The 25,264-nt window shown below is 41.1% G+C and carries 22 protein-coding genes and 1 tRNA gene; 13 read left to right on the top strand and 10 right to left on the bottom strand.

Annotation, left to right across the window (positions count from 1 at the left end):
* Window positions 1–171 precede the first annotated feature (171 nt).
* Window positions 172–1,377: a FecR family protein gene (locus tag LPB86_RS08520; protein ID WP_230642346.1), complete on the bottom strand. Its 1,206-nt coding sequence runs from the start codon at window positions 1,375–1,377 to the stop codon at window positions 172–174.
* Between the two features lie 240 nt (window positions 1,378–1,617).
* Between LPB86_RS08520 and LPB86_RS08515 the strand changes: the two genes are divergently transcribed.
* From LPB86_RS08515 to rodA, 7 genes are all read left to right on the top strand, one after another.
* Window positions 1,618–2,205 carry an RNA polymerase sigma factor gene (locus LPB86_RS08515; RefSeq protein ID WP_230642344.1) on the top strand — a complete coding sequence of 196 codons (588 nt, stop codon included), beginning with the start codon at window positions 1,618–1,620 and terminating at the stop codon, window positions 2,203–2,205.
* Window positions 2,206–2,274: 69 nt separating this feature from the next.
* Window positions 2,275–3,801 carry a bifunctional phosphoribosylaminoimidazolecarboxamide formyltransferase/IMP cyclohydrolase gene (gene purH, locus LPB86_RS08510; protein WP_230642342.1) on the top strand — a complete coding sequence of 509 codons (1,527 nt, stop codon included), beginning with the start codon at window positions 2,275–2,277 and terminating at the stop codon, window positions 3,799–3,801.
* Between the two features lie 88 nt (window positions 3,802–3,889).
* Window positions 3,890–4,912 carry a rod shape-determining protein gene (locus tag LPB86_RS08505; protein WP_230642340.1) on the top strand — a complete coding sequence of 341 codons (1,023 nt, stop codon included), beginning with the start codon at window positions 3,890–3,892 and terminating at the stop codon, window positions 4,910–4,912.
* Window positions 4,913–4,929: 17 nt separating this feature from the next.
* On the top strand, window positions 4,930–5,766 hold the full coding sequence (gene mreC / locus LPB86_RS08500; protein WP_230642338.1) for a rod shape-determining protein MreC: 837 nt from the start codon (window positions 4,930–4,932) through the stop codon (window positions 5,764–5,766).
* Complete coding sequence (locus LPB86_RS08495) at window positions 5,759–6,274, top strand: rod shape-determining protein MreD (RefSeq protein WP_230642337.1); 516 nt, start codon at window positions 5,759–5,761, stop codon at window positions 6,272–6,274. Before mreC ends, LPB86_RS08495 begins: the two co-directional genes overlap by 8 nt.
* Window positions 6,274–8,190: a penicillin-binding protein 2 gene (mrdA, locus tag LPB86_RS08490; RefSeq protein WP_230642335.1), complete on the top strand. Its 1,917-nt coding sequence runs from the start codon at window positions 6,274–6,276 to the stop codon at window positions 8,188–8,190. The genes LPB86_RS08495 and mrdA overlap by 1 nt, the downstream gene beginning before the upstream one ends.
* Window positions 8,187–9,452: a rod shape-determining protein RodA gene (gene rodA / locus LPB86_RS08485; RefSeq protein ID WP_230642333.1), complete on the top strand. Its 1,266-nt coding sequence runs from the start codon at window positions 8,187–8,189 to the stop codon at window positions 9,450–9,452. The genes mrdA and rodA overlap by 4 nt, the downstream gene beginning before the upstream one ends.
* Here rodA and LPB86_RS08480 read toward each other — a convergent pair.
* On the bottom strand, window positions 9,445–10,518 hold the full coding sequence (locus LPB86_RS08480) for a hypothetical protein (RefSeq protein ID WP_230642332.1): 1,074 nt from the start codon (window positions 10,516–10,518) through the stop codon (window positions 9,445–9,447). The genes rodA and LPB86_RS08480 overlap by 8 nt on opposite strands.
* Window positions 10,519–10,613: 95 nt before the next feature.
* On the opposite strand from LPB86_RS08480, the gene LPB86_RS08475 reads away from it, so the two are divergent.
* Window positions 10,614–11,192, top strand: a complete 579-nt coding sequence (locus tag LPB86_RS08475) for a thymidine kinase (protein WP_230642331.1) — start codon at window positions 10,614–10,616, stop codon at window positions 11,190–11,192.
* 8 nt (window positions 11,193–11,200) lie between these two features.
* On the opposite strand, the gene LPB86_RS08470 is transcribed toward LPB86_RS08475, so the two are convergent.
* Window positions 11,201–12,082, bottom strand: a complete 882-nt coding sequence (locus LPB86_RS08470) for a LysR substrate-binding domain-containing protein (RefSeq protein ID WP_230642330.1) — start codon at window positions 12,080–12,082, stop codon at window positions 11,201–11,203.
* Between the two features lie 108 nt (window positions 12,083–12,190).
* Here LPB86_RS08470 and LPB86_RS08465 point away from each other — a divergent pair, with 108 nt between their 5' ends.
* Window positions 12,191–13,411: an MFS transporter gene (locus LPB86_RS08465; protein WP_230642329.1), complete on the top strand. Its 1,221-nt coding sequence runs from the start codon at window positions 12,191–12,193 to the stop codon at window positions 13,409–13,411.
* A gap of 232 nt (window positions 13,412–13,643) precedes the next feature.
* On the opposite strand, the gene LPB86_RS08460 is transcribed toward LPB86_RS08465, so the two are convergent.
* Window positions 13,644–14,171, bottom strand: a complete 528-nt coding sequence (locus LPB86_RS08460) for a ferritin (RefSeq protein WP_230642328.1) — start codon at window positions 14,169–14,171, stop codon at window positions 13,644–13,646.
* A 248-nt stretch (window positions 14,172–14,419) separates the two neighbouring features.
* Window positions 14,420–14,785, bottom strand: a complete 366-nt coding sequence (locus LPB86_RS08455) for a hypothetical protein (protein ID WP_230642327.1) — start codon at window positions 14,783–14,785, stop codon at window positions 14,420–14,422.
* Between the two features lie 186 nt (window positions 14,786–14,971).
* Here LPB86_RS08455 and LPB86_RS08450 point away from each other — a divergent pair, with 186 nt between their 5' ends.
* The 4 genes from LPB86_RS08450 (at window position 14,972) to LPB86_RS08435 (ending at window position 17,841) form a co-directional block, all read left to right on the top strand.
* Window positions 14,972–15,793: an ABC transporter permease gene (locus LPB86_RS08450; RefSeq protein WP_230642326.1), complete on the top strand. Its 822-nt coding sequence runs from the start codon at window positions 14,972–14,974 to the stop codon at window positions 15,791–15,793.
* A gap of 1 nt (window position 15,794) precedes the next feature.
* A complete protein-coding gene (locus LPB86_RS08445) occupies window positions 15,795–16,568 on the top strand; it encodes an ABC transporter ATP-binding protein (RefSeq protein WP_230642325.1) in 774 nt (257 codons plus the stop codon).
* A 4-nt stretch (window positions 16,569–16,572) separates the two neighbouring features.
* Window positions 16,573–17,574 (top strand): MlaD family protein, encoded by a 1,002-nt coding sequence (locus tag LPB86_RS08440; RefSeq protein ID WP_230642324.1) that lies wholly within the window; start codon window positions 16,573–16,575, stop codon window positions 17,572–17,574.
* Between the two features lie 194 nt (window positions 17,575–17,768).
* Window positions 17,769–17,841 (top strand) — tRNA-Phe (locus LPB86_RS08435).
* 50 nt (window positions 17,842–17,891) lie between these two features.
* Here LPB86_RS08435 and LPB86_RS08430 read toward each other — a convergent pair.
* The 5 genes from LPB86_RS08430 to LPB86_RS08410 all read right to left on the bottom strand — a co-directional run bounded on the left by LPB86_RS08430 (window position 17,892) and on the right by LPB86_RS08410 (window position 25,250).
* Window positions 17,892–18,497 (bottom strand): ATP-binding protein, encoded by a 606-nt coding sequence (locus LPB86_RS08430; protein WP_230642323.1) that lies wholly within the window; start codon window positions 18,495–18,497, stop codon window positions 17,892–17,894.
* Window positions 18,498–18,563: 66 nt separating this feature from the next.
* Window positions 18,564–19,394: a helix-turn-helix domain-containing protein gene (locus tag LPB86_RS08425; RefSeq protein ID WP_230642322.1), complete on the bottom strand. Its 831-nt coding sequence runs from the start codon at window positions 19,392–19,394 to the stop codon at window positions 18,564–18,566.
* Between the two features lie 164 nt (window positions 19,395–19,558).
* Window positions 19,559–22,015 (bottom strand): beta-galactosidase GalB, encoded by a 2,457-nt coding sequence (gene galB / locus LPB86_RS08420; RefSeq protein ID WP_230642321.1) that lies wholly within the window; start codon window positions 22,013–22,015, stop codon window positions 19,559–19,561.
* Between the two features lie 18 nt (window positions 22,016–22,033).
* Window positions 22,034–24,199 carry a membrane or secreted protein gene (locus tag LPB86_RS08415; protein ID WP_230642320.1) on the bottom strand — a complete coding sequence of 722 codons (2,166 nt, stop codon included), beginning with the start codon at window positions 24,197–24,199 and terminating at the stop codon, window positions 22,034–22,036.
* A 10-nt stretch (window positions 24,200–24,209) separates the two neighbouring features.
* Window positions 24,210–25,250, bottom strand: coding sequence for a glycosyl hydrolase 53 family protein (locus LPB86_RS08410; RefSeq protein WP_230642319.1), 1,041 nt, complete (start codon window positions 25,248–25,250; stop codon window positions 24,210–24,212).
* Between the last annotated feature and the right edge of the window lie 14 nt (window positions 25,251–25,264).

Raw genomic sequence — 25,264 nt, 5'->3', positions numbered from 1 at the left:
TTGCCATCCCTAGCATCCGCAAATAAAAATTTGTACATTTGGTATAGGTTAATCAGAAATTAGGTTTAAAAAAGTTTTGATAGCCAATTAAGCTGTAAAGCTGGGGTTAGAAGCGTTGCCGCGCTTCTAACCTTTTTTATGACTTAATTATCAATAAGGAACAGTAGTAAATTATGGCATAACGCTGATCCTCCTTCCATTAACTTTAAAATAGATTGCCCCAGTCTGTTCGAGGTTGCGAAGTACATTATTCAGTCCGTTTTTAATGGAAAAGTTTCCGCTAAAATGTTGTCCTTTAATACGCTCATCGATATCAAAGTCAACGTCAAATGTTCTCGAAAGTGTTTGTGTTAAACTTTCAATTTTCTCGTCCTTGAATACAAGCTTGCCATTTTTCCAGTCTGTGGCTTCTGCGATATCCGCTTCTTCTATGCTAAAACCAACTGCACTATTCACTTTGACAGCCAATTGACCTGGCTTGAGCAATTGCGATTTTTTTTGGTCAGACACCTTAACAGATCCTGTAACTAAAGTAGTAACACCTTGACTATCATCATTATATGCACTTATATTAAATACAGTACCAAGAACTTCGACCTGTTGGTGCTGTGTTTTAACCCGGAATGGCCATGCCGAAAAGTGATTAACTTCAAAATACCCCTCACCTACCAACGACACCAGACGCTCATTTTTATTGAAGTTATTAGGAAAAGACAAGGTACTTTGCGCATTGAGCCAGACTTTGCTACCATCGGGAAGCACGATCTGATATTGCTTTCCACGAGGTATGGTAAGCGTATTTAAAGCGTTTGAGTTTTCCTCCTGCGGTGCTTGTGTTGATTGGTAACTAAGTACATTCCCTTTTTGCTTGGTGATGACTGCCTGTTGCTCCGATGCGATTACACCCGCATTTTGAATCTCCAAATTAAACTTTTTACCATTTGTAAGGGTAAGCTCCACACCTTTTGCTCTAGCCGTCTGAAATTTGGTGGCGCCACTATTAGCCTCTAAATATGTATAGTTCTGCCGTCTAAATAGAAGCATTCCAATGGATACAATTATAACCACTGCGGCAGCAGCAGCAAATTGATAAAAAGTTCTAAAGCTGGTGGGAGGCTTGGAAGTTCGCAACTCTTTGTCACTGATCCTCGAAATCAATTGCGCATAAGATTGCTCCAATCCGTACTTTTTCGAAGCATCGGGGGAGTAATCCCTCAGCTTTTGTTGCAGCAAATTCTGCACATCTTTTCGTTCTTGAGGGTGCTGCATAAACCATTGATCAAGTTCTTGACGTTCTTGTTCGCTCAGCGTTTCATTTAAATATCTTTTAACCAGCGAACTTATTCGCAGGGCCCGTTCAATGTTATTTTGGTTCATTACCAATTTGGTTTATATATAAAACAGAAAACACCTATCACATCTTCAAAGCAATTGAAAATATTTTTTAGGTTTTGAAAAATGCGATCAAACCTCAGAAACCCACGATAGAATTAATTTAAAATTGCTATTCCTTTTTACTTAGCTAAAGCATATATTTACCGCATCAAATATAAACTACTTGGCTTGGCAAGCTCATTAAGAGTCTGTTAAAATAAGATTTATTCGTAATAAGCGGGCATGATCAAAAACTCAAACTTCGAAAATGAGGAGGCGCTCCTGAGCCGTTTTAGTGCCGGGGACGAGAAGGCGTTAAATCTAATATTTAATTCTTTATACAATCGACTTTGTTTGTTTACAGATCAGTTTATACATGAAAGTGACGTTGCAGAGGAGCTTGCCGTTGATGCTTTTCACAAACTTTGGGAACGCAGATGTGACTTTTCAACGATGCAGACGTTGAAGTCCTTTTTATATGTCTGCGCCCGCAACTCGGCATTAAATTACAAAGATAAAGAGCAACGAAGATCTAAAAAATTGTTCTCTTTCTTGAGTGAGGAGGATATAGTTGAGGATCCAATCGTCACAAACATTATCTACGCGGAAATTTGGGATGAAATTCAGCAAGAAATCAATGCATTGCCGGCGCAGTGTGCTAAAATCATCAAATTGCTTTACGAAATGGATTTATCACCAGACGAAGTAGCTGCACAATTAAACATCAGTAGAAATACGGTATACAGTCAAAAATTTAGAGGACTGGCCATTCTGAAGAAAAAATTGTCTTCGATCCATTTTGCGTTATTCTTATCGATATTATTTCACTAAAAATACTATCAACAAGCATTTGCCATTAAAAGAAAAAACGGTACTTTTGCGGCTCAAAATTTATCTCCGATGAGTCAATCCATAAAGATCAAAAACGCTTTAATCTCAGTTTATTACAAAGACGGTTTAGAACCATTGGTTCGCCTTCTTGCACAACAAGGTGTTCAATTGTTCTCTACCGGAGGCACAGAGCAATTCATTAAAGACTTGAATTTACCTGTAACTGCTGTAGAAGACCTTACTGGCTACCCTTCTATTTTAGGTGGTCGTGTAAAAACTTTACACCCTAAAGTTTTTGGTGGGATTTTAAACCGCAGGAGCTTAAATGAAGATAAGGCACAGATTGCTGAATATGAAATTCCTGAAATTGACCTGGTTATCGTTGACCTGTATCCATTTGAAGAAACCGTTAAAGCTGGCGGATCTGATGTTGAAATCATCGAGAAAATAGACATCGGTGGTATCTCCCTTATCCGGGCCGCTGCGAAGAACTTCAATGATGTAGTTATTCTTGCATCTAAAGATGATTACAGCAATTTACAGGCACAACTGGAAGCTCAAAATGGAGAAACAACCTTAGCACAACGTAAAGCATACGCTAAAAAAGCTTTCCATACTTCCTCACATTATGATTCGGCCATCTTCAATTATTTCAATGCAGAAGAACCTTTAACCGTTTTCAAACAAAGCATCAACCAGGCCCAGACTTTACGTTATGGAGAAAACCCTCACCAACAGGGAGTATTTTATGGCAACCTGGATGAGATGTTTACAAAGCTGAACGGTAAGGAACTTTCTTACAACAACCTGGTAGATGTAGATGCTGCCGTAGCTTTGATAGACGAATTTGAAGAGCCTACTTTTGCCATTTTAAAACATACCAATGCTTGCGGCGTAGCTAGTAAGGCTACCATTTTAGAAGCATGGAATGTGGCCCTGGCCTGCGATCCGGTTTCTGCATTTGGCGGTGTGCTGATTGCGAACCGTGAAATTGACCTGGCTACAGCTACAGAAATCAATAAATTATTTTTTGAAGTACTTATTGCACCTGCGTACGAGCCTGCGGCAGTAGAACTTTTTAAAGCTAAAAAGAACAGGGTAATCTTACAGCGCAATGAGGTTGAGCTGAGCACCAAACAGTTTAAAACTTTATTAAACGGTGTAATTGAGCAAGACAAGGACCTTGTAATTGAAGGCCCTGAGCAAATGACAGCCGTTACGGAGAAAAAACCTACCGAAGCTGAATTGAAAGACTTATATTTTGCCAACAAAATTGTTAAGCATACCAAATCAAACACCATCGTTTTTGTTAAAGACAGTCAACTGATTACCAGCGGAGTGGGCCAAACCTCCAGGGTAGATGCCTTAAAACAAGCTATTGTAAAGGCTGAAGCATTTAACTTTGACATCAAAGGTGCGGTGATGACTTCTGATGCTTTTTTCCCCTTCCCTGACTGCGTTGAAATTGCTGCCGAAGCAGGCATTACAGCTGTTTTGCAACCTGGCGGTTCCATTAAAGATGCGGATTCCATTAACATGGCTAACGAAAAAGGAATTGCAATGGTAACTACTGGTGTTAGGCATTTTAAACACTAATTATTTAGCGGCTAATACAATAAAAAGATGTAGTTTTACATTAGTATAAGTATACAGAATTTTTAATACATAAATTATCACCATATAAATGGGTTTATTTAACTGGTTTACACAAGAGGTTGCTATCGATTTGGGCACCGCTAATACCCTGATTATACATAACGATAAAGTTGTAGTCGACGAGCCCTCTATAGTGGCGTTTGACAGGCAGACTAATAAAATCATTGCAATCGGGCGCCAGGCGATGCAAATGGAAGGTAAAACACACGATAACATTAGGACCGTAAGACCCTTAAAAGATGGTGTAATTGCAGATTTTAACGCTGCCGAAGCCATGATTAAAGGGATGATCCGCATGCTCAACGGCGGTAAAGGATGGATGTTCCCTTCTTTAAGAATGGTGATCTGTATCCCTTCAGGAATCACGGAAGTTGAAAAACGTGCAGTACGGGATTCAGCAGAAATTGCTGGTGCTAAAGAGGTATACTTAATCCACGAACCAATGGCCGCAGCAGTAGGAATTGGAATTGATGTGGAAGAGCCTATGGGAAACATGATCATCGATATCGGCGGTGGTACTACTGAAATTGCGGTGATTGCTTTATCTGGAATTGTATGCGACCAATCTATCCGCGTGGCGGGTGATAACTTTGACTCCGACATTGTAAATTACATCCGCCGTCAGCACAACATTATGATTGGCGACCGTACAGCAGAGAAAATTAAAATTGAAGTTGGTGCTGCCTTACCTGAACTGGTTGATCCGCCTGCAGATTTTGCAGTACAAGGAAGAGACCTGATGACTGGTGTACCTAAGCAAATCACGGTTTCTTATACAGAAATCGCACATTGCCTGGACAAATCTATCTCTAAAATTGAAGAGGCCATTTTAAAAGCACTGGAGATTACGCCTCCAGAACTTTCAGCAGATATTTACCAAACCGGTATTTACCTTACTGGCGGTGGCGCTTTATTGCGTGGATTAGATAAGCGTGTGGCTGCGAAAACTAAACTTCCGGTGCATGTTGCAGAAGATCCACTCAGGGCGGTTGTTCGTGGTACTGGTATTGCACTGAAAAATATCGGTGGGTTCAAATTTTTAATGCAATAAGCAGGTAAAAACTTTCTATGCGTAACCTTTGGATTTTCATAAACAGATACAATGCTTTTTTTCTGTTTATCATATTTTTTACCATTGGCATCGTATTTACCATTAAGAATAATGTTTACCAGCACAGCGTGACTGTTAATTCTACTAATGAGGTAGTAGGGACAGCGTATGAGCGACTAAACGTCTTTAAAAAATACATTAACCTGGGTCAGGTAAACGACAGCTTAATTGCTGAAAACGCTAAACTGACCCAGGCCTTATTCGCCCTCAACCATATTGACAGCGCAACCAATACACTGGTCAAGGACACCCTGACCAAATATCAGTATACTTACCTCGCAGCCCGTGTCATCAAAAACTCTATCCGCTTAAGAAACAACATCATCACCATCAATAAAGGCAAAGCCGATGGCATTGTAACAGGTATGGCGGTGATCTCCCCGGGAAAAGGTGTGGTCGGTTTTATAAGGGACGTATCCGAGCATTTGGCTACTATACAATCCTTATTGCATAAAGATACCAAGATCAGTGTTAAAATTAAGAAAAACCAGGCACTGGGCTCATTGGTATGGGGCGAGCGGAATTCAGACTTTCTTAAAGCTTATGTAAAAGACATCCCTAATCAGTACAAAATGAGTTTAAGGGATACGGTAGTGACGACAGGATTTGGCTCCTTCCCTCCCGGGATTCCGGTAGGCCGCATCACCAATGCGGGAATTGCCACAGGTGATAACTTCCTGACTATTGAAGTGGCACTGTTTAACGACTTTAGTACCTTACAATATGTCTATGTTATAAAAGATAAATTTGCCGCTGAGGAAAAGGACCTAGAAGCTAAAATACCCCATGAATAGCAAAATTATACTTGTCAATTGCGTTAGATGGATCATCTTATTGTTTGTGCAAATCTTTTTGCTCAGGAACATGAGTTTTTATGACCTGGCCACGCCCTTTGTATACGTACTGTTTTTGCTCTTGCTTCCTTTTGGCATACCTAATATCCTTTTATACCTCATTGCCTTTGGAACAGGCTTAACGCTTGATGCATTTTATGATACCATTGGCGTACATACCGCAGCTTGTACCATGCTGGCTTTTGTGCGAATACTTTTTATATCGGTGAGTGTAAACCGTGATAATTTTGATGAACCAGCCCCTACTTTAGGCAACATGGGCTTTAAATGGTTTTTACTTTATGCACTCCTGTGTATCAGCACACACCACATTGTTCTTTTCCTGCTGGAAGCATTTAAATTTTCAGAACTGGGCTATACCCTTTTAAGCTGCTTATTTAGTGCTATATTTACACTGGTTACTGTTATATTGATAGAGTTTATCTTTTATAACAGGAAAATGCGCTAATGGACAATCTTTTCAATAGAAAATATACAATTCAGGGTTTATTTTTACTGGTCTGCCTCATCCTGCTGGCAAAGCTTTTCTATATCCAGGTGGCCAGTGACAAATATTTTCTCTCTGCGGAAAGTAATGTATTGCGGAAAATATATACTTTTCCTGCCCGTGGGATTATATTTGACCGCAAGGGCCGTACACTTGTGGAAAACATCCCGGTGTATGACTTACTGGTTATTCCTAATCAGGTAAAACCTTTTGACACGCTGGACCTCTGCAACATCATAGGCATTGACATGGAAAAGTTTAGAAAAAGTTTCCATAAAGCAGAAGTACAATCCCGCTATCAGCCTTCCATATTTCAAAAACAATTGTCTGTAGAAATTTATGGTGCCCTGCAGGAAAGGCTATCCAGATTTCCTGGCTTCCTGGTTCAAAACAGGACTATCCGGCATTATCCCGATAGTGTGGCCGGACAGTTTTTTGGTTACATTAAAGAGGTTACGAAAGAAGATATTGAGAAAAGCGAAGGCTTTTACCGTCCCGGTGATTACATTGGCAGAACGGGTATTGAAAAACAATACAATGAAATTTTGCAGGGTGAACGTGGTGTAACCAATATGATCTATGACGTGCATAATGTGCCTCAGGGAAGTTATTCTGAAGGGAAATTCGATACCCTGGCCAGATCTGGTGAACGCGTGTATTCCTCTATGGATATTGAGCTGCAAAAACTGGGCGAACAACTGATGCAAAACAAAATTGGCAGTATTGTGGCCATTGAACCTGCAACCGGTGAAGTGCTGGCCATGGTGAGTAGCCCCGGATATGACCCCAATAGCATGGTAGGCCGAAATGTAGGCAACCGGTACATGGAGCTTTTGAGGGACCCTAAACGTCCGTTGAATGTGAGACCTTTATCCGGATATTATTCACCCGGATCATCATTTAAACCTCTTGATGCATTAATTGGCTTACAGGAGGGTGTGATTGACCCCAACATGACGTTTAACTGTCCGGGTTATTATATGGCCGGAAACCATAAAGTAAAATGTGAACACGTGGATGGCAACATCAGCTTGAGAAGAGGCCTTGCACGTTCCTGCAATACCTATGCCTGTAATGTTTTTGCAAAACTGATGACGCAGAAACGCTTTAAAAACCAGCAACTGGCTTACACGGAATGGGAAGCTAAAGTAAGAAAATTTGGTATTGGCGCTCCTCTGGGCATTGATATGCCTTATGAAAGAAAGGGCACCTTATATACCGCCGAAGAGTATTCTAAAAGATATAAGAACCGATGGGGTTATACTACAGTCATCTCCCTGGCAATTGGACAGGGTGAAATGAATACGACACCGCTGCAAATGGCCAACATTATGGCAATTATTGCCAACAAAGGTTTTTACGTTAAACCACACCTGATCAGGGCAGTTGGAGAAAATAAACTGATCAAAAAGGAATACGTCGCAAAAAACTATGTGGGAATAGACACGGCACATTTCAGGCCTGTAATTGATGGGATGCAGGATGCGGTAAATGCCCCCTGGGGAACTGCGGTACTGTCACGTTTACCCAACATCATTATGTGCGGAAAAACAGGAACAGTACAAAACCCGCACGGAAAAAACCATTCGGTGTTTATTGGTTTTGCGCCACGTGAAAATCCGAAAATTGCCATTGCTGTAGTGGTAGAAAATGCCGGTTTTGGTAGTACCTACGCTGCACCTATCTCCAGCTATATGGTAGAAAAATATTTAACAGGCAAAATTTCCGGCTACAGACTGGATCAGGTAGAATGGATGAAAAAACAGGTGGTGCTGCCAGAGGTAGCCAAACCTAAAGTGAAGCTTGCTCCCAAAACAGCAGACTCTGCCGGAAAACAAACAAATGTAACTCCTATAACCAACCAACGCGCAAAATGAGTGTACAGCAGGGAAACCGTTTCTTTTTTAACGTAGACTGGATTACCATCCTGATTTACATCTGCCTTTGTACCATCGGCTTCGTAAATATTTATGCATCCATATACAATCCTGATACTTCTACCGTTTTTAGTTTTGGCAGCAATTACGGTAAGCAGCTCATTTTTATATTGACCGGATTAGTGCTGGGGCTTTCCATCCTACTCCTGGACGCTAAATTTTTTAGTGTATTTTCCCCAATTATTTATGGCATCACCATATTCCTCCTGCTGGTAGTACTGGTTATCGGAAGAAAAGTTGCCGGAAATCAGGCCTGGATTCCGCTGGGAAGTTTCAGGCTCCAGCCTTCAGAATTTGCAAAATTTGGAACGGCGCTGCTGCTTGCACGATACATAAGTAGTTATGCACCCAAATTAAGGGACATAAAATCCATTTTCTTTGCTGCGGTCATCGTCATCCTGCCCTTGTTTTTTATTATGCTGCAGCCAGATACCGGCTCTGCCTTGGTATTTCTTTCTTTTATGTTTCCACTCTATAGGGAAGGTTTATCCGGATATTTTCTGCTGATTTTCCTCGGCATGATCGTCTTGTTTGTGGCAGATTTCCTCCTGCCGCCTTACATTATCGTCCCAGTCATTTTGGCTGTTGGTGGATTTTTCGCCTTTCAAAATAAGCGAAAGCAAAAAGTGTTATTTTCCATTGCCCTTGCTGTACTGATTGCCATTGTTTACTTATTTGTGGTTAAACTGGCTTATACTTCAGTGCTTCAACCACATCAACGCACCAGGATTGAGATTATGCTGGGCTTAAAAACTGATCCTAAAGGTGCCGGATATAATGTAAACCAGTCTAAGATTGCGATAGGCTCCGGGCAGCTTACAGGCCGTGGCTTTTTGCAAGGTACGCAAACCAAATATGGCTATGTACCAGAACAAAGTACAGATTTTATCTTCTCTACCATAGGTGAAGAATGGGGATTTGCAGGTTGCGCGGTAGTGATTTCGCTATTTGCATTTCTGCTGCTGCGCCTTATTAACCTTGCGGAACGACAGCGTTCTACCTTTTCACGTGTATATGGCTACTGCGTGGCCAGTATCATCTTCTTCCATATCTTTATCAATATAGGCATGACCATTGGCATTATCCCTGTAATAGGAATTCCGCTGCCTTTCATTAGTTATGGCGGGTCTTCTTTATGGAGCTTTACAGTCTTGCTGTTTATCTTTTTGAAGCTGGACGCTAACCGGATGGGCTTTATATAGGAAAGCGCTGCCTTAACACTTCATAAAACTGATCTGCTGTACTTTGTTTAGCAGTCCAATTGTTTTTAACGGCGTAGTTTTTCTGCAAAAAGCTATCCGCTGTATTAAAATCGGCCATTTTATTGAGCAGATCTATTGCCTCGGCATAGGCCAGGTTATATCCGTTAAAAAGATCTTTAATGTACAGCAGCTTATCATTTAGTGTAATGCCCTGCTTAAGATCTGAAATTGTTTGTTTAGCACTTTCTGTCTGAACAGTAGGTTTAACACCTAAACTATTTGCCAGCAATTCATTTAAGGTAGGTTTTGTAGCAGGTTCTTCCTGAACAGGTGCTACAGGAATTTCAATTGCCGCAGGGGCTTGTGCTACCTGTACAGGCTCCGGTTCCTCTATTGCTAATTCCTCCACTTCTGCTATTTCTTCAAGCTCTTCTGCGGGCTCCGGTTCCTCTGTCACTACAGGTTCTTCTACTGCTACAGGACGCTCCTCTTCTTCTATCAAAACAGGTTCTTCTTGCTTAGGAACAAGGAATGGTTCAGGACCGATTTCATCTTCAACTAAAGGTTCCTCTTCAAATAGATCTTCTTCTTTAGGATGATGAAGTTTCTGTTTTTGCAGGATAATCTGTTGTTCCTCTTCACTTAAAGGTCTGTCAAATATTTCGTTTAGAGGTTTCTCTTCAAAATCAAATTTATCAGACAAGGGGCCTTCACTCAATATAAACTCAAAGCTGGACGGTTCGTTATCAAGTTTAAAAATATCCTGGTCCAGTTCAGCATTGATTTCCGGAACCTCTGGAAGCAAGATCACCTTTTCCGGTTCCGGAACAGGCGCTGCTACAGGAGCTGCAACTTCACTATGCTCGGTAATGGCCTTAACGGGCTTACTGTTGTTAATTTTTTGCAGGATCTGGATATGATCTGTTAAAAAGCTGGCATTGGCCAGAAACAACTCCAATTCAAGTTCATTGAGTTGTGCCGGATTTTGAGCTAAAAACTCATATTGGTCATTGATCTCATTTAAAATTGAGCCGATCTTTTTAAAAACATCTTCCTGGTTCATCATACATTAATAACGAAAAAATTGGTGTTTTGTTGGTAAGTTGCAATTCAAAAGTACTATAAAATTTCGATATTAGCGGTTCTAAAAAGTGATTAAACATGTTATTCAGCGAGCAAAATTACCGGAGGGGAACCTATGGCGGAAGTATTGAAGTAATTTGTGGCTCTATGTTTTCCGGCAAAACAGAAGAACTGATCCGCAGGTTAAAAAGAGCGGAAATTGCGAAGCTAAAAATCGAAATATTTAAACCTGCAACAGATACCAGGTACCACTTAACGGATGTGGTATCTCATAATGCAAATGCGATACCCTCTTCTGCAGTTAATCATTCGTCTGCTATTCTTTTATTGAATGCCGATACCCAGGTGGTTGGGATTGATGAGGCACAGTTTTTTGACGATAACCTTCCGGAAGTTTGTACCGCACTCGCCAACAAAGGCATCAGGGTAATTGTAGCAGGTCTGGATATGGACTCTGCCGGAAAGCCGTTTGGACCTGTACCGGCGTTAATGGCCATTGCCGAACTGGTTACCAAAGTAAATGCCGTTTGCGTATGCTGTGGCCTTCCGGCTATGTATTCTTACCGTAAAGTAGCTAGCGCAGACCGTGTGTTACTTGGCGAGAAAGAGAGCTATGAGCCACGTTGCAGAGCTTGCTTTTATGGTACCGGTAAGTAGCTATCTGGCTAGCCTACCTGGAATATGTTAATGAGTTCATCCACAAATAAGGTTGCTGATTTTTTGCGGTACACACCTTTTTGCCACAATATAAATGCCTGTTTGTAATATTCTTTTCCAGCAATAGGAATGACCACCAGGTCATCCCAGCTAAGGATGGCCTTCTCGTTAATGATGGTGGCCCAGCTCCCCTCATTTACCATAGATAAAAGCGAATGCACATCATTTACTTCAACTTTAATAAGGGGACTGATTTTCTTTTTCAGGAACAAATCATCCAGTAAATCCCTTGAACTAAAACCTTTACTGGGCAAAATCAGCTCTACATTTGCCAGCTCGGCCAGCGATATTTTTTGCAGGCTTGCCAGAGGGTGTTTTTTAGCGACCACCATAGTGATCCTGGAAGAAAACAGAGATTCCATTTCGAGGCCTTCATTGTCAGACTGATCATGGAAGGCAAGGATAACGTCTAACTCTGCCTGTTTTAATTTCTGCTCCAGTTCTGATGCAGTGCCGTATTCCAACACAATTTTAATTCCGGGATATTTAGAAGAAAAGGGTGCCAGTGCAGGCAACAACATAGAGCTGAAGGCATAGGTTACCCCTATTTTAAGCTCACCAATAACCAGGTTATTCAATTCAAAGATGGCCTGCTGTGCTTTTTTAACATCAAGCGCTATTTGCCTTGCATGGTATAAAAATAAATTACCTGCCTCTGTAAGTTTTACATGTTTTCCTACCCTATCAAACAGCAACATGCCCAGCTCTTCTTCCAAAAGTTTGATTTGCTGCGATAATGTAGACTGTGTTACAAAGGATGCTGCCGCAGCTTCGGTAAAGTGCAACATTTCTGCCGCTTTTATGAAATAGTTGAGCTGTCTAAGTTCCATGTTGCCCTTCTTTATTAATCGTTAAAACTAATCAATATCATTAAAACAATCAATTTTACCACTCTAAAATTTATATCGAAATTTGCTGTTACAATACAGCGCAGCAATATGACGGTTTTCAGATCACTCAAATCACGCACTTTTAAACTCTTTTTTTACGGACAATCCATTTCCCTTATCGGCACCTGGATGCAAAAGACCGCGGTGAGCTGGTTGGTTTACCAGTTAACCGGATCGGCTGTATTACTAGGGGTTGTAGGCTTTGTAAGCCTGATTCCCTCTCTTGTACTTTCTCCTTACGCAGGAAGCCTGATTGACAGACATGACCGCTTTCGCATCATGGTCATTACACAGGTTATTTCTATGGTACAGGCAGGCGTGCTGGCGGCAGTAATATTTTTAGGCTACAACAATATCCTGGTCATTATTGCACTGAGTTTGGTTCAGGGAATAATCAATGCTTTTGATGTAACCTGCAGACAATCATTAATGGTAGAAATGGTTAATGATAAGGAAGACCTGCCTAATGCGATTGCGCTTAACTCTACCATGACCAATTTTGCCCGCATTGCCGGGCCGGCAGTAGCGGGAATTATACTGAGCACTTTTGGTACTGATGTTTGTTTTATCGGCAATTTTTTGAGCTATATCCCCGTATTGATTTGTTTGTTTATGATGAACATTCACACCCCGGTGATTACTAAACCTGTTAAAAGCATCTGGAAAGAGCTTCATGAAGGTTTTAAATATGTTTCGGGCGATAAAGAACTAAGCAGTGTGATTATGATGATAGGAATGAGCAGTCTTTTTGTGATTCCCTTTAACACTTTAATGCCCATCTTTGCAAAAGATCTTTTTCATGGTGATGCAAAAACGTTTAGCTGGTTTGAAAGTGCGGCAGGCTTAGGCTCTATTGTAAGTGCGATATACCTGGCCAATCTTAAAAACAGCAATACGTTAATGAAACTGATCATGATTGCAGGAGGAATTTTAGGCATGAGCCTTTTGTTTTTATCTTTTGCACCACAATTACCTATCGCATTGTTTTTTATGACTTTTGCCGGGGTAGGTATGATGGGACAAAGCTCTGCGATAAATACCTATATACAAACGCATGCTGTACCAGAAATGAGGGGCAGGGCAATTAGTTATTACGTAATGGCTTATCAAGGCATTATACCTGTAGGAAGCTTGTTGATAGGCTGGCTTGCTCAGGCCATTGGCCCAAGGCCCGCAGTTTTAGTAGAAGGTTTGATTGGAATAACAGCAACCGGAATGTTTGTTTATTTAAAAAGCAGACAGAGCGCAGTTAAAACGGCAAATACCTGATTGTGCTAAATTATCCCAGCGGGCAATTGCTGCAGCGTTTGCCCTTTAAATACTTTTCACAGCACTTTTTCTTCTTCTTTTTCTCCTTGTCTTTTCCAGACTTTTTGTCTTTATCTTTTTTTGACATCGTTTTATCTCCGTTCTCTTTTCCTCTAAACGCTGTTTAATTGCATAAAAAAGCACATACTAACCTTAGTTAGCATGTGCTCTAATAGCCTGGTAAAGATACGGATTACGCTTCGTTATAAGTAATTTTACGAACGTGTTTATCAATTTCCCATCTTCCTGTTCCTTCTTCTCCAATTACATCAAACAATTCCAGCGCACGACGGGCTTTGTATTCTTCTTCTCTTTGCTCTTTAAAGAACCAGTTTAAGAATTCAAGCGTTACAAAATCCTGCTCTTTGTAGCAACGTGCAGCAATATTTTTGATAGACTGGGTAACACTAATTTCCTGATCTAAGGCATCTTCAAATACTTCTCTGAAAGAATTATAGTCAGTTTTGATATTAGTGGTTTCAGGGGAGATTGCATTTCCACCCATATCCAGTACATATTTGTAAAATTTCAATTGATGAGCTCTTTCCTCTTCAGCTTGATCAAAAAAGTAATCAGAAGAAAAATCGTAACCGTTGGTATTGCACCAGGAAGCCATGGCAAGATAAATTGCTGCTGAATGTGCTTCTTTTTTTATTTGCTGGTTAATAAGTGCCTCTACGTCTGACGAGAGTAAACACTTTACACGCATGATATCCTTCATAATCTTGTATTTTCTATTTTAACATCCGGGAAGCCAAAACTGTTTCCCTTATAACAAGAACAAAATTAATGCAATAAATCCATACTGCTGAAAATAAGGACAATTCGGAAAGAATCTAAGTCTAGTTATTACGAATAAAATTGGAGCTGATTTAGGATATTTGCTGGCAAGGCTTGCGAAGGCCGGAAAAGCGCAGTTTACATTTTGTAAAGGAGCACATGAGGACGAGCTAACGCCACCAGCAGATATTACAAACAGGTCCGGTATAAGGTATCCTGAATAATGTGATTTAACTCCAACATCACAAAAGTACCCTGAAGTAGTTGTTTTAGCTCAATAACCTGCACTAAAGAAAGTACATAGCAGTCATCGCAGGCACAAATGAAGATAATCTCCACATCCGGTTCCTGTACACCGTTTAACAAAATATCTTCGATATCGATCTTGTAAATTGCCTGTTTAAGCTTCAGAATGTTCCGGTAATCAAACCTGGCAATTTTACCGGCAAAATCAATAAACCAGCAATTTTCTCTGTCACATTGATAAATAGCGCCTTTTTCGGTGCTAAATACTTCTGCGTAACTGCTGGAAATTTGGGTAGTTAAATTTTGCATATGCTATTTGTAAAGCAAAGATGGTGTTTATTTAGAATTAATCCAATACCACCAACCAAAATATTACACAAATTTGTAAGGCTAAATTTACAGGATCTGATTTCAAAAACTAACTTTGTCCAATTGTGGCTCAGCCTTTGATATACGCTGGCCTGGAATTAAGAAATATGTTACTAAGGATTATTAATGGAGAATAATACTAAAACTTCGGCACTGGCAGGACAGCAGGATGAAGAAGTAGTTAAAGGTCCCGGCAGGTTATCGAGAATATTTTTAACCTTATACGATGTTTACCAATTTATTGCGCGTTTTTTTAAAGAGGCATTTCTCCCTCCTTACGAAGGAAAAGAATTACTAAGGCAGTGTTACGACATTGGTTACCGCTCTGCACTGCTCATTTCTACCACTGGTTTTATCACCGGCATTGTATTTACCAAGCAATCAAGGCCTTCCTTATCTGAATTTGGCGCCACTTCCTGGCTGCCTTCGCTGGTTGGGATCGCTTTATTGAGAACACTTGCCCCACTGCTTACCGGCCTTATTGCTGCGGGTAAAGTTGGCTCCAGCATTGGTGCCGAACTGGGCTCTATGCGGGTAACCGAACAAATTGATGCGATGGAAGTTTCGGCAACCAATCCTTTTAAGTTTTTAGTATCCACACGTGTGATGGCGGCAACCATAACCATTCCCATCCTTACCTTTTACACGGCAATGATTGGTATGCTTGGCGCTTTGCTCAATGTATCTATGAGTGAAAGTATGAGTGCCAAGGCTTTTTTCCAATCGTCTTTAGAGCAGATCACTTTTCTTGATATTACTGCGTCTACCATCAAAGCTGTGCTCTTTGGTTTTACCATTGGCGTGGTGGGCTGCTATCAGGGATACAATTCCAGTAAGGGTACGGAAGGTGTAGGTAAAGCAGCTAACGCGGCTGTGGTAACTGCCATGTTCCTTATTTTTATAGAGGAAGTAATTTCCGTTCAATTTTTTGGCTTATTCAGATCTTAACATGAAACAAAAACCACAGACGGACCTGAGTTCAGAGAAAGTAATCGAGATCAGCGGACTAAACAAATCATTTGGTAATTATCATGTGCTTAGAAATGCCGGACTTGATCTTTACCGTGGCGAGAACCTGGTGGTGCTGGGAAAATCGGGTACTGGTAAATCGGTGCTAATTAAAATCATCATTGGTCTACTAAAACCTGATGCAGGAACAGTTAAAGTTCTCGGCAATGTAGTAGACGAAATTACTTACAAAGAGTTGCTGGCCTTACGACTGCGGGTGGGATTTTCTTTCCAAAACAGTGCTTTGTACGATAGTATGACCGTACGACAAAACCTGGAATTCCCGCTGGTACGTAACCGGAAAACCTTAACAAAACTGGAAGTGAATAAGGCGGTAGAAGAAACACTTGATGCCGTTGGCCTGCTGCAAACGATTAACCAAATGCCTTCTGAATTATCCGGAGGACAGCGTAAAAGGATAGGAATTGCAAGAACTTTAATATTACAGCCGGAAATCATGCTGTACGATGAGCCTACAGCGGGACTGGATCCCATTACCTGTCTGGAAATTAACAGCCTGATCAACGAAGTTCAGGAGCGCTACAGAACGAGCGCAATTGTAATTACACATGATTTAACCTGCGCAAAAGAAGTAGGCAACCGCGTAGCGATGCTGCTTGACGGACATTTTCAGCGTCAGGGTACCTTTGACGAAGTATTTAACACAACGGACGAGCGCGTAAAACCGTTCTACGATTATAATTTTATTCAATAATAGTATGCAACAATCAGAAAACCGCCGACAAATTACCGTTGGAGTATTTATATTTTTAGGCCTGCTTATCTTTGTAGCAGGTATTTTTACATTGGGTGGACAGCGGAAGGCATTTGTAAAAAGCTTCCAGGTAAGTGCTGTGTTTAGTGACATACAAGGTTTAAAAACCGGTGGAAACGTTTGGTTCTCGGGCGTAAAAATCGGAACCATTAAGAAGATCCAGTTTTACGGCACTTCGCAGGTACAAGTTATCATGAGCATTGAAGAGGATGCCCATAAATACATTCATAAAAATGCTGGCGCCAGCATCAGTTCTGATGGATTGATTGGAAATAAGATTGTGGTCATTTCTGGCGGTAGTCCCAAATTTCCTTTTGTAGAGGATGGCGACAAGCTTCAGGTAAATACTGAGCTTTCTACGGATGACATCATGAAAACCTTACAGGTTAACAATAAAAACCTGGTAGATGTAACAGGGAACTTCAAAATTCTTGCTAAAAACCTGGTTGAAGGTAAAGGTACTGCAGGTGCATTATTAGCGGATGAACAAATTGCAAACAATTTTAAGGCTATTGTGCTCAATTTAAAAAACACCACCGCTGCTGCCGATAAAATGGCAGTGGAATTGAATGCCTTTACGAAGACATTGAATACCAAAGGTGGGCTGGCTGATAAATTACTAACTGACACTGCTGTATTTAACAGATTACAGGCCTCTGTGGCTTCTTTGCAGAAAACTGCAGCTTCTGCATCAGCAATGACGGAAAACTTGAATAACGCCTCTGCTAAGCTTACTAAAAACGATAATGCCGCCGGGCTATTATTGAACGATCCAAAAACTGCAGATCAGGTGCGCGCAATTATGGGCAACCTGCAAAGTGGAAGTAAGAAACTTGATGAGGATCTGGAAGCGTTACAAAGTAATTTCCTGCTAAGGGGCTTCTTTAAGAAACGTGCTAAAGCGGAAGAAAAAGCAAAAGAAGAAGCTGAAAAGCAAAAGCAATAAAATTAAATACTTAATCTGCATTTTTTTTATGGAGAGTATCTACATGGGTCAAAGCAGGTTAAGCAATAAAACGGCAAATACAGCCTTAAACAGCTCGAATTATTTTCAAATAATATTTGTCAATTAGAAAAAAGAAACTACATTTGCACTCCCAACAACGAGGAACATGAGTCAAATCATAAATATCGTTTGATGGTGCGGTAGCTCAGTCGGTAGAGCAAAGGACTGAAAATCCTTGTGTCGTCGGTTCGATCCCGACCCACACCACTTCAAAAAGCTTCAGAGAAATCTGGAGCTTTTGTTGTTTTAAGGCCAGTTCAGTTTTTAAATTTATTGAATAAGTCTGTTCCCTTATCTGTTAGCACGTACTTTCCACTCTTATTAGAGCCTTGAAACGTAATTATATCTGCTTCCTTTAGCAGTCTGATATCTCGCTGCGCTGTTGCTCTGGTGAGTTGGAAGATACTTATTAATGTCTTTGTTGTTACTCCTTCTTGTTGATATATGTAATCAACTTCCCTCATAAGTCTTTCTTTTACTTGCGTATTTATAGCCTCATTTATAGCCTCATTTATAGCCTCATTTATAGCCTCATTTATAGCTTCGTCATTATTTACAGCTTTTAGCTTATTAGGAGCAGTTGTTATTCCTCCTATAGGAATAACTGTTCTGAACAATTTATCTTCTATGAACTGTGGTTCTCTTCCCGGGCTGTAATCTTTTAAATATCTATATACATTGATAACCCCCGACCCAAGTTCATCTACTCTACCCAATTGAATGAAAAATTTGGCGATGAGCGGGTTTTTAGGGAATGGACTGAAGTTATCGGGAAGTAAAAGACCATTGCCGTGGGGATTGTTTGCATTAGTTACCTCTACACGATCCTTATAAATGACAAAGGTTGATGGGCTTGCATCCATATATTCACGGTGTATGATTAAGTTGGCAATTACTTCGCGGAATATTTGAGATCTTAAGCTAATACGCTAATCACCACGCAAAAAGAATTTATCAGGCAGGTGCTTTTCTACGAATGCGGATAACTGGTCATATGCTTCAATAAGATTGGTCTGGATATAAAGTCGGTCATCATAACGATATATATCCTCACGACGGACTAAGGCGTCAACCTTGTAATAAGAAACAGTGTTGAGAATGGTTTGATCAGTTCCAAAAAGCAAGACAGCCGCTAGATTATGTCCTTCTTTGTTTGATCTGGTATCCTTACCATATAGTCCTGCAATTTTCATGAACTGTTCATTATCCAGGTTGATCCATGGGTGACTAGCATTGTTTGCCTTAATCAAATTGCGTGCAATATCAAATAGCTCCGGTTTGAAATCAGCCATCGTAACCGCGGGACAGACCATTGATTCTGAGTAATAATTCCGCTTACTATTATAGAGGGCCGCGATCTTGGAAAGTTGTGTTACCTTAAAATCGCCGTCATGACTTCTATCATAAACCACGTTGACGGATTTATGAACTTCTGAGCTCACAGGAACTGTAATATGCAGTATAATCTTACCGTCTACTTTCAGAGTTTGAGGATGCAAGATAAATGGCGGATCAAGCTTACTTGGATTATTGGAGAGATTTACGAGATCTTTAATTAATTGGTCTAAGTATGCATTATTTATACCAAGTATTGTCCCGTTATCATTTACACCAAGAAAAATATCGCCCCCCTCTCTATTTAGCATAGCGCATATGCTTTCAAAAAGGCTTTTTGGTAATTGATCTCTAGAAGCAGTTTTATATTCAAGATGAATGTCTTCTTTTCTGCCCAATAACTTTGTTACGCGTTTCTGATCCATAATGCGAATTTAACAATAAGCAATGTATTTAACTATTTAAAGCTACAAGTTTGCAAATTATTAATTAACCAATACCTAAACAAGAAGTAAGGATCATAACTTATTGAAGAAGGGCAAACAGGCTCTTCTTCAATAAACAGATAAACAAATTCTAATTCTTTATTTCAATTAGATGTAGAACGCAGTTTAATTAGTCCGCTTTTAACAGCAGCTCCAGTTACCTGAAGCGCGATTGAGCCAGCCTGCTTAGTAGACTGCACCAACACAACCAACTTACCGCTGAACAATTTCATTGTAGGCAATTCAAAACTCTCCAGAGAGGTTGCATCACCGTTACAAGCTGCTTTATACACACCCGTACCACTCACTTTAAATTTCAGCGGCATTGATGCTGTAGGGCAGGGAATTCCGTTTTTGTCAACCACAGATACGGTGATGTACGAAATGTCTTTTCCATCGGCATTGATTTCTTGCCTGTCTGCTTCCAAAACAATTTTATAGGGCTTACCAGCGGTAATCACTTTATCTTCTGCAACAGCTTTTCCATCCGCGCCATAAGCTACAACTTTAAGTGTGCCCGGTTCATATTTAACATCGTTCCACATCAGCCTGTAACGATCCTGGGGGGTCTCTTTATTTTTTTTCCGTATACCCATGCTTTTTCCATTCAGAAACAACTCAGCACTATCGTAATTGGTATACACGAAAACCGGCGTCGTTTCTCCTTCTCTGCCTTCCCAGTTCCAGTGTGGCAGGATATGTAGCGTAGATTTCTCTTTGTTCCAGCGACTACGGTATAGGTAATACCTGTCTTTTGGGATACCTGCCAAATCACAGATCCCAAAGTAAGAACTCCTGGAAGGCCACATTTCATCATAAGGAGTAGGTTCTCCGAGATAATCGAAACCAGTCCACACAAACTCTCCGATTACCCAGGGCATATCATCCTGCAAAACAAAATCATCATCTGGAAGATTAGACCATGAACAATACTCCAGGTCATAAGATGAACTTTGAAGATCGGCATACTGTTTATCTTTGCCCTTAACTACCGGAAATTTATAAATACCCCGAGAGCTCACCGTTGATGCGGTCTCTGAACCCAGGATGAAGCCTTGAGGAAAAGTTTTATATGCTTCGGGATATAAATGTACACGGTAATTTAAACCAGGTACATCCAATAAGGCGCCAAAGCCAGATTCCATAGTAGCTTTAACCTGATCCATACCTACAGTGACGGGCCTGGTAGGATCCTCTCTGTGAAAAATATCCTGCAACCACTTTGCACGCTTAACACCTTCTGCACCCCATTGATCAGGAACTTCATTACCGGAACTCCACATCACAATAGAGGGATGGTTGCGGTTGGCCCTCACCAGGTTTACAACATCTTTTTCCGCATCAGTATCAAAATAAAGATGGTAACCATTCTCTACTTTTGGCTTCGCCCATTCGTCAAAACTCTCTGCCAGGAACATAAAGCCCATTTCGTCGCAAAGCTCCAGCTGCTCTGGTGAAGGCATATTATGTGAGCTCCGTATGGCATCGCAACCCATATCTTTCAGAATGGTCAGTTGTCTCCTTAAAGCAGCCGTATTGATGGCCGCACCGAGGGGGCCGAGGTCATGATGTAGACAAACACCTTTAAATTTACGAACCTTACCATTAAGACTAAAACCTTTATTTGCTTCATAGCGGATCTCCCGGATCCCGAAACGGGTTTTCACTTCATCTTTCAGTACATCACCTTCATATATTTTGGAAACCGCTGTGTACAAATAAGGACTTTCAGGGCTCCACAATTTCGGATCTGCAACGGCAATATTTTGATCGAATTCCTCAGCGAAGCGCTGATCAGTAGTTGATGAGCTAAGTCTTTTGCCTTGTTGATCCATAATATCTGTAACCAAACGGATGTTGGCGCCACTGGCCTTAGTTTTAATATTTACTTTAGCCAGTTTGGCATCGATTACAGGCGTAGTGATGGAAACACCCCATTGCTCAATGCTCAGCTCATCTTTGATGATCAAATGAACGTTTCTGTAAAGTCCGGCACCTGGATACCAACGTGAGGATTTTGGACGGTTGGATAAATGCACAGCGAGACTATTTATCTGGCCTGGTAGCGCTTGCTCTGTTACATCAAGATAAAAGCTGTTGTAACCATAATTCCATTGTCCCACAAGTTTACCATTCAGATACACACGCGGCTCACTCATTGCCCCATCAAACACAAGCAAGGTACGCTGTCCCTTTTTCAACGCGGGTATGGCTATGGCGTTACGGTACCAGCCTTCGCCCGTGTAAGGCAATGCACCCGTTCTACCTGTTTTTTCTGTCGGTTTGGTTTCACCGTTCTGCGTAATGGCGACCACCTGTTTGTCTATCTCTTTGTCAAAAGGTCCGGAAATCGCCCAATCGTGAGGAACTCTTACAGTTTTCCAGGCTTTATCATTGTATGTTTTTTCGTAGGCTTTCTCGTTTTCACCCCTATAGAACTTCCAGTTGTCTGTTAACGAAATTTCCACACGGTTCTGACCATAGGCGGACAATACGGCAAAAAAAGAGGCGGCCAGAAGTTTTAGCCCGGCCTTGCTAAATGTTTTTTTTCTGATGTTCATATGTGTTTACCTATTTCGCTATTTCAAATAAATGGCTGAGATCTCTATCCCCTTTTCAAAGGTGACTTCCAGTTTTTCCAATTCCTTCAGCTCAAAAGTTGTCTTAGTTGTAGCTTTATAATACAGGTCCTGAAACCCAGGATAAGGTCTTGGCAACAACAATTGTGCAGCCGGCTTTAAACTACTAAAAGGTATTTTGATGGTTTGAAATTCCGAATTTAGCTCTAGTTTGGCAGCAAAGAAATTTGCCTGCCTATCCATAAGACCAACCTGAATACTTGTTGGTATTAATTCTGTAGCCCGAGCGTGGACAACCAGTGTATCTGCTCCTGCAGTTCCCTTTATCCGATCTCCAAAGTAGGATTGAAATCCAAGCATCCGGATAGATTGATCTTCGGGCATGCTGAATTTTAATGTAGCTCTTTCTGCTGTAGGATATGCTACCGGACGGTGTTTCCAATCAGGATTGAATAATATCATCCGCTCTGCGTCTTTTTGAGCGTCGAAAAGCATCAAAACCGGGCTCTGTGTATCTTTAGGTGCAACGAATTCTGAAAGTGTGATTGTGCCCCATAAACCATCAGTATTAAGCTGACTGCTTACATTTTTACGGCTCAACAAATACGTTCCAGGACTAATCTTAAGTTTAGTACCTTGGGCAACGCTGGCATATGTATTCCCTGCATTTATACCTTTAATTGTGTAAGCATTGCCCAAGTCAGGAAGATCGATCGTTATCTCATGTTTTGCCCATTGGATCCCAGTAACCATTTTATCCGGACTGCTACGCTCAAAAGGATCGCTCAGGTAAATGGCGTCAGGCATTACTTCCAGCCTCCAAATTCCCGGTTCAACTTTATCAAGCAGATAAACTCCATTACCCTGATATTGCAAAACGGAGGAACTACCTACCCCTGCAATATGCTGCAATTGGCTGGGGCTTACAGGCTTTGAATTGGTGTTATTTGAATAATAAAATGCTTTAGCTGTGTTCATTTCACTTAGAGAAGCCGCATGGCTTAGCCTAAAATCTGCAAAGGCAGTATCTGCCCCCTGCGCTTTGCCCCGGGGCAATTGATGAAATACTTTAGAAGCAATTAGTAAACTGATGGCCTTTGAAGGCGTGTAGGCCATATTGAGGTAATGAGTTTGGTATTCGGTATTTCCCTGCGCGGTTGCCATTGGGTCATAAGCAAATTGGGTAGCCCATTGAAAGCCTGCAACACGAAAACTCCGGGCCATTGCCGGGTACATATAAGGCTCCATTACATCGCCTGCATCAAATTCATAGACTATTTTTGCACGGTTTTTAAAACCAGGAATAGTATCAAAAGGAATTTTGTACCTGGAAACGTGCGGCAGGTAGTTCCCCTTAAGCATATGGCCAGACACCAAACCCGTTGGATACCACTGAAAGCTATGTCCCTGTACGTTGGCTTTTACAATAGCAGCTGCGTACTTGGGTGATTCGCTAATATTATAGAAGATTGGTTTGGTCCAGCCCGTTCCGCGGATGGCTTTGACCATGCGGTTAATGTACTGTGTAGTCAGTCCTTTTTCGCCACTGTGCTGTGGCTCATTATTCACTTCTGTAGCAATGATATCCGGATCATTTTGATAAGTCAACCCGGTATAGGGGTTTTTATGCTGAAAAAATTGTTTTAAATACCGCTCCTGCGCCTGAATGGCCAGTTCTTCGGTCAGGGCTTTTTGCTTACCATATTTACTGGAAAAACTGCCCCGGTCTTCATCCTTTTCAGGATAGCCGTTGCCCCAGAAGGCAATAGGCGTGATGAGGGTTTTGATTTTTCTGTTTTTTAATTCAGCAATCAGGAAATCAAAAAGCCGGAGGTGTTCATTGTTGAGCAGATTGCCTACACTATCTGAAATTTCCACATCCCAGACATGTACACGGAAAGCATCCAGCCCCAACCGTGAAAAGTGATAGACATCTGCTTTAATGGCCTGCTCTACTGAAATGCCACTGCGTTGTATAGAACGGTAGCCATAAGCAAAGGGAGCAGTATAATTTACGCCAAAGAAAGAAGCTTCTGAGCCATCTTTTTGCCAGCGCATCACACCATTTTTATCTACAAAAATTCCTGCCTTTGCCTTTTTAGGCTGCGCAAATCCCGATAGACTGAAAAAAGCCATCCACAGAAAAATCAAAACACTTCTGAGCATTCTTCAATAATTAAGGTAAAAAAGCATCCATTGCTACTGTTGGTTTCCCTGTATCATCAAAAGCACCAAGCTGGTACCCACTCCATCCATTGTAAGATTGAGGTTCCCAGTAAAAAACACCAAGGCCTTTATTGTTTGGAAGTGACTTGTTCTTGGCCATTAAATCTGTAATAAACAATTTAGAAGCGGCAGCATCAGCAACAGGCATACCCAGCTCGCAGATCATAATTTCAGATCCATACCTGGTTACCATATCCGTCATATTGGCCAAACACTGCGTATTTCTAGTCGCCCAGTTTGCTGCAGTTGGATACATGGACATGCCAATGACATCCCATTTTGCTCCATTATTTTTAAGCCCGTCAAACATCCACCTAAACAAACTATTATCGTAGCCATTAGAGATGTGGACAATTACTTTAGAAGCTGGATTGACAGCTTTAACCGCATTATATCCTGAAAGTACCAGCTCGGCAAAATTTTTCATACTGGCAGAAGCTTTTCCTTCTTCCCACAACATGCCATTATTGGTTTCATTACCCACTTGCACCCATTCCGGAATAATATATGCATTTTTTAGCGTGGTAAGTACTTCTGTTGTGTGGTTGTAGACAGAGGCTTTTAAAGCTGTAATATCTTGTCCTACCCAAGCCACTGGTTTGGTTTGCTGACCAGGATCTGCCCAGGAATCACTGTAGTGAAAATCTATCATGATGCGCATGTTGGCTGCCCTTGCCCTTCTAGCTTTGGTAAGCACATCTGCAGTATTGTTAAATCCAAGAGTAGGATTAACCCATACCCTAAGCCGAATGGCATTGATGCCCTTCGCTTTTAAAATTGTAAATAAATCTTGCTCTACGCCAGCATTATTGTAGAACTTTCTTCCGCCAGCTTCCATTTCACTTACCCAGCTAACGTCAGCACCTTTTGCATAAGTGCCAATCGGATCTGGTACCGGATACAACATCGTCTCTCCGGTTGGCGTCTTTTTACAACCAGCACCTATAAATATCAGCAGCACAATTATTGCGAACCATTTGGTTTGTTTCATCTCTTTAAATTTTA

This window comes from Pedobacter sp. MC2016-14, from assembly GCF_020991475.1.
Lineage (GTDB): Bacteria > Bacteroidota > Bacteroidia > Sphingobacteriales > Sphingobacteriaceae > Pedobacter.
Note: the sequence above shows the minus strand (reverse complement) of the source record. Positions and strands in the feature narration are given on the sequence as shown.

Excerpts from the sequence above, each read along its gene's own strand:
- LPB86_RS08520 (WP_230642346.1), bottom strand. The coding sequence starts at position 1,377 with ATGAACCAAAATAACATTGAACGGGCCCTGCGAATAAGTTCGCTGGTT.
- LPB86_RS08515 (WP_230642344.1), top strand. The coding sequence starts at position 1,618 with ATGATCAAAAACTCAAACTTCGAAAATGAGGAGGCGCTCCTGAGCCGT.
- purH (WP_230642342.1), top strand. The coding sequence starts at position 2,275 with ATGAGTCAATCCATAAAGATCAAAAACGCTTTAATCTCAGTTTATTAC.
- LPB86_RS08505 (WP_230642340.1), top strand. The coding sequence starts at position 3,890 with ATGGGTTTATTTAACTGGTTTACACAAGAGGTTGCTATCGATTTGGGC.
- mreC (WP_230642338.1), top strand. The coding sequence starts at position 4,930 with ATGCGTAACCTTTGGATTTTCATAAACAGATACAATGCTTTTTTTCTG.
- LPB86_RS08495 (WP_230642337.1), top strand. The coding sequence starts at position 5,759 with ATGAATAGCAAAATTATACTTGTCAATTGCGTTAGATGGATCATCTTA.
- mrdA (WP_230642335.1), top strand. The coding sequence starts at position 6,274 with ATGGACAATCTTTTCAATAGAAAATATACAATTCAGGGTTTATTTTTA.
- rodA (WP_230642333.1), top strand. The coding sequence starts at position 8,187 with ATGAGTGTACAGCAGGGAAACCGTTTCTTTTTTAACGTAGACTGGATT.
- LPB86_RS08480 (WP_230642332.1), bottom strand. The coding sequence starts at position 10,518 with ATGATGAACCAGGAAGATGTTTTTAAAAAGATCGGCTCAATTTTAAAT.
- LPB86_RS08475 (WP_230642331.1), top strand. The coding sequence starts at position 10,614 with ATGTTATTCAGCGAGCAAAATTACCGGAGGGGAACCTATGGCGGAAGT.
- LPB86_RS08470 (WP_230642330.1), bottom strand. The coding sequence starts at position 12,082 with ATGGAACTTAGACAGCTCAACTATTTCATAAAAGCGGCAGAAATGTTG.
- LPB86_RS08465 (WP_230642329.1), top strand. The coding sequence starts at position 12,191 with ATGACGGTTTTCAGATCACTCAAATCACGCACTTTTAAACTCTTTTTT.
- LPB86_RS08460 (WP_230642328.1), bottom strand. The coding sequence starts at position 14,171 with ATGAAGGATATCATGCGTGTAAAGTGTTTACTCTCGTCAGACGTAGAG.
- LPB86_RS08455 (WP_230642327.1), bottom strand. The coding sequence starts at position 14,785 with ATGCAAAATTTAACTACCCAAATTTCCAGCAGTTACGCAGAAGTATTT.
- LPB86_RS08450 (WP_230642326.1), top strand. The coding sequence starts at position 14,972 with ATGGAGAATAATACTAAAACTTCGGCACTGGCAGGACAGCAGGATGAA.
- LPB86_RS08445 (WP_230642325.1), top strand. The coding sequence starts at position 15,795 with ATGAAACAAAAACCACAGACGGACCTGAGTTCAGAGAAAGTAATCGAG.
- LPB86_RS08440 (WP_230642324.1), top strand. The coding sequence starts at position 16,573 with ATGCAACAATCAGAAAACCGCCGACAAATTACCGTTGGAGTATTTATA.
- LPB86_RS08430 (WP_230642323.1), bottom strand. The coding sequence starts at position 18,497 with ATGGATGCAAGCCCATCAACCTTTGTCATTTATAAGGATCGTGTAGAG.
- LPB86_RS08425 (WP_230642322.1), bottom strand. The coding sequence starts at position 19,394 with ATGGATCAGAAACGCGTAACAAAGTTATTGGGCAGAAAAGAAGACATT.
- galB (WP_230642321.1), bottom strand. The coding sequence starts at position 22,015 with ATGAACATCAGAAAAAAAACATTTAGCAAGGCCGGGCTAAAACTTCTG.
- LPB86_RS08415 (WP_230642320.1), bottom strand. The coding sequence starts at position 24,199 with ATGCTCAGAAGTGTTTTGATTTTTCTGTGGATGGCTTTTTTCAGTCTA.
- LPB86_RS08410 (WP_230642319.1), bottom strand. The coding sequence starts at position 25,250 with ATGAAACAAACCAAATGGTTCGCAATAATTGTGCTGCTGATATTTATA.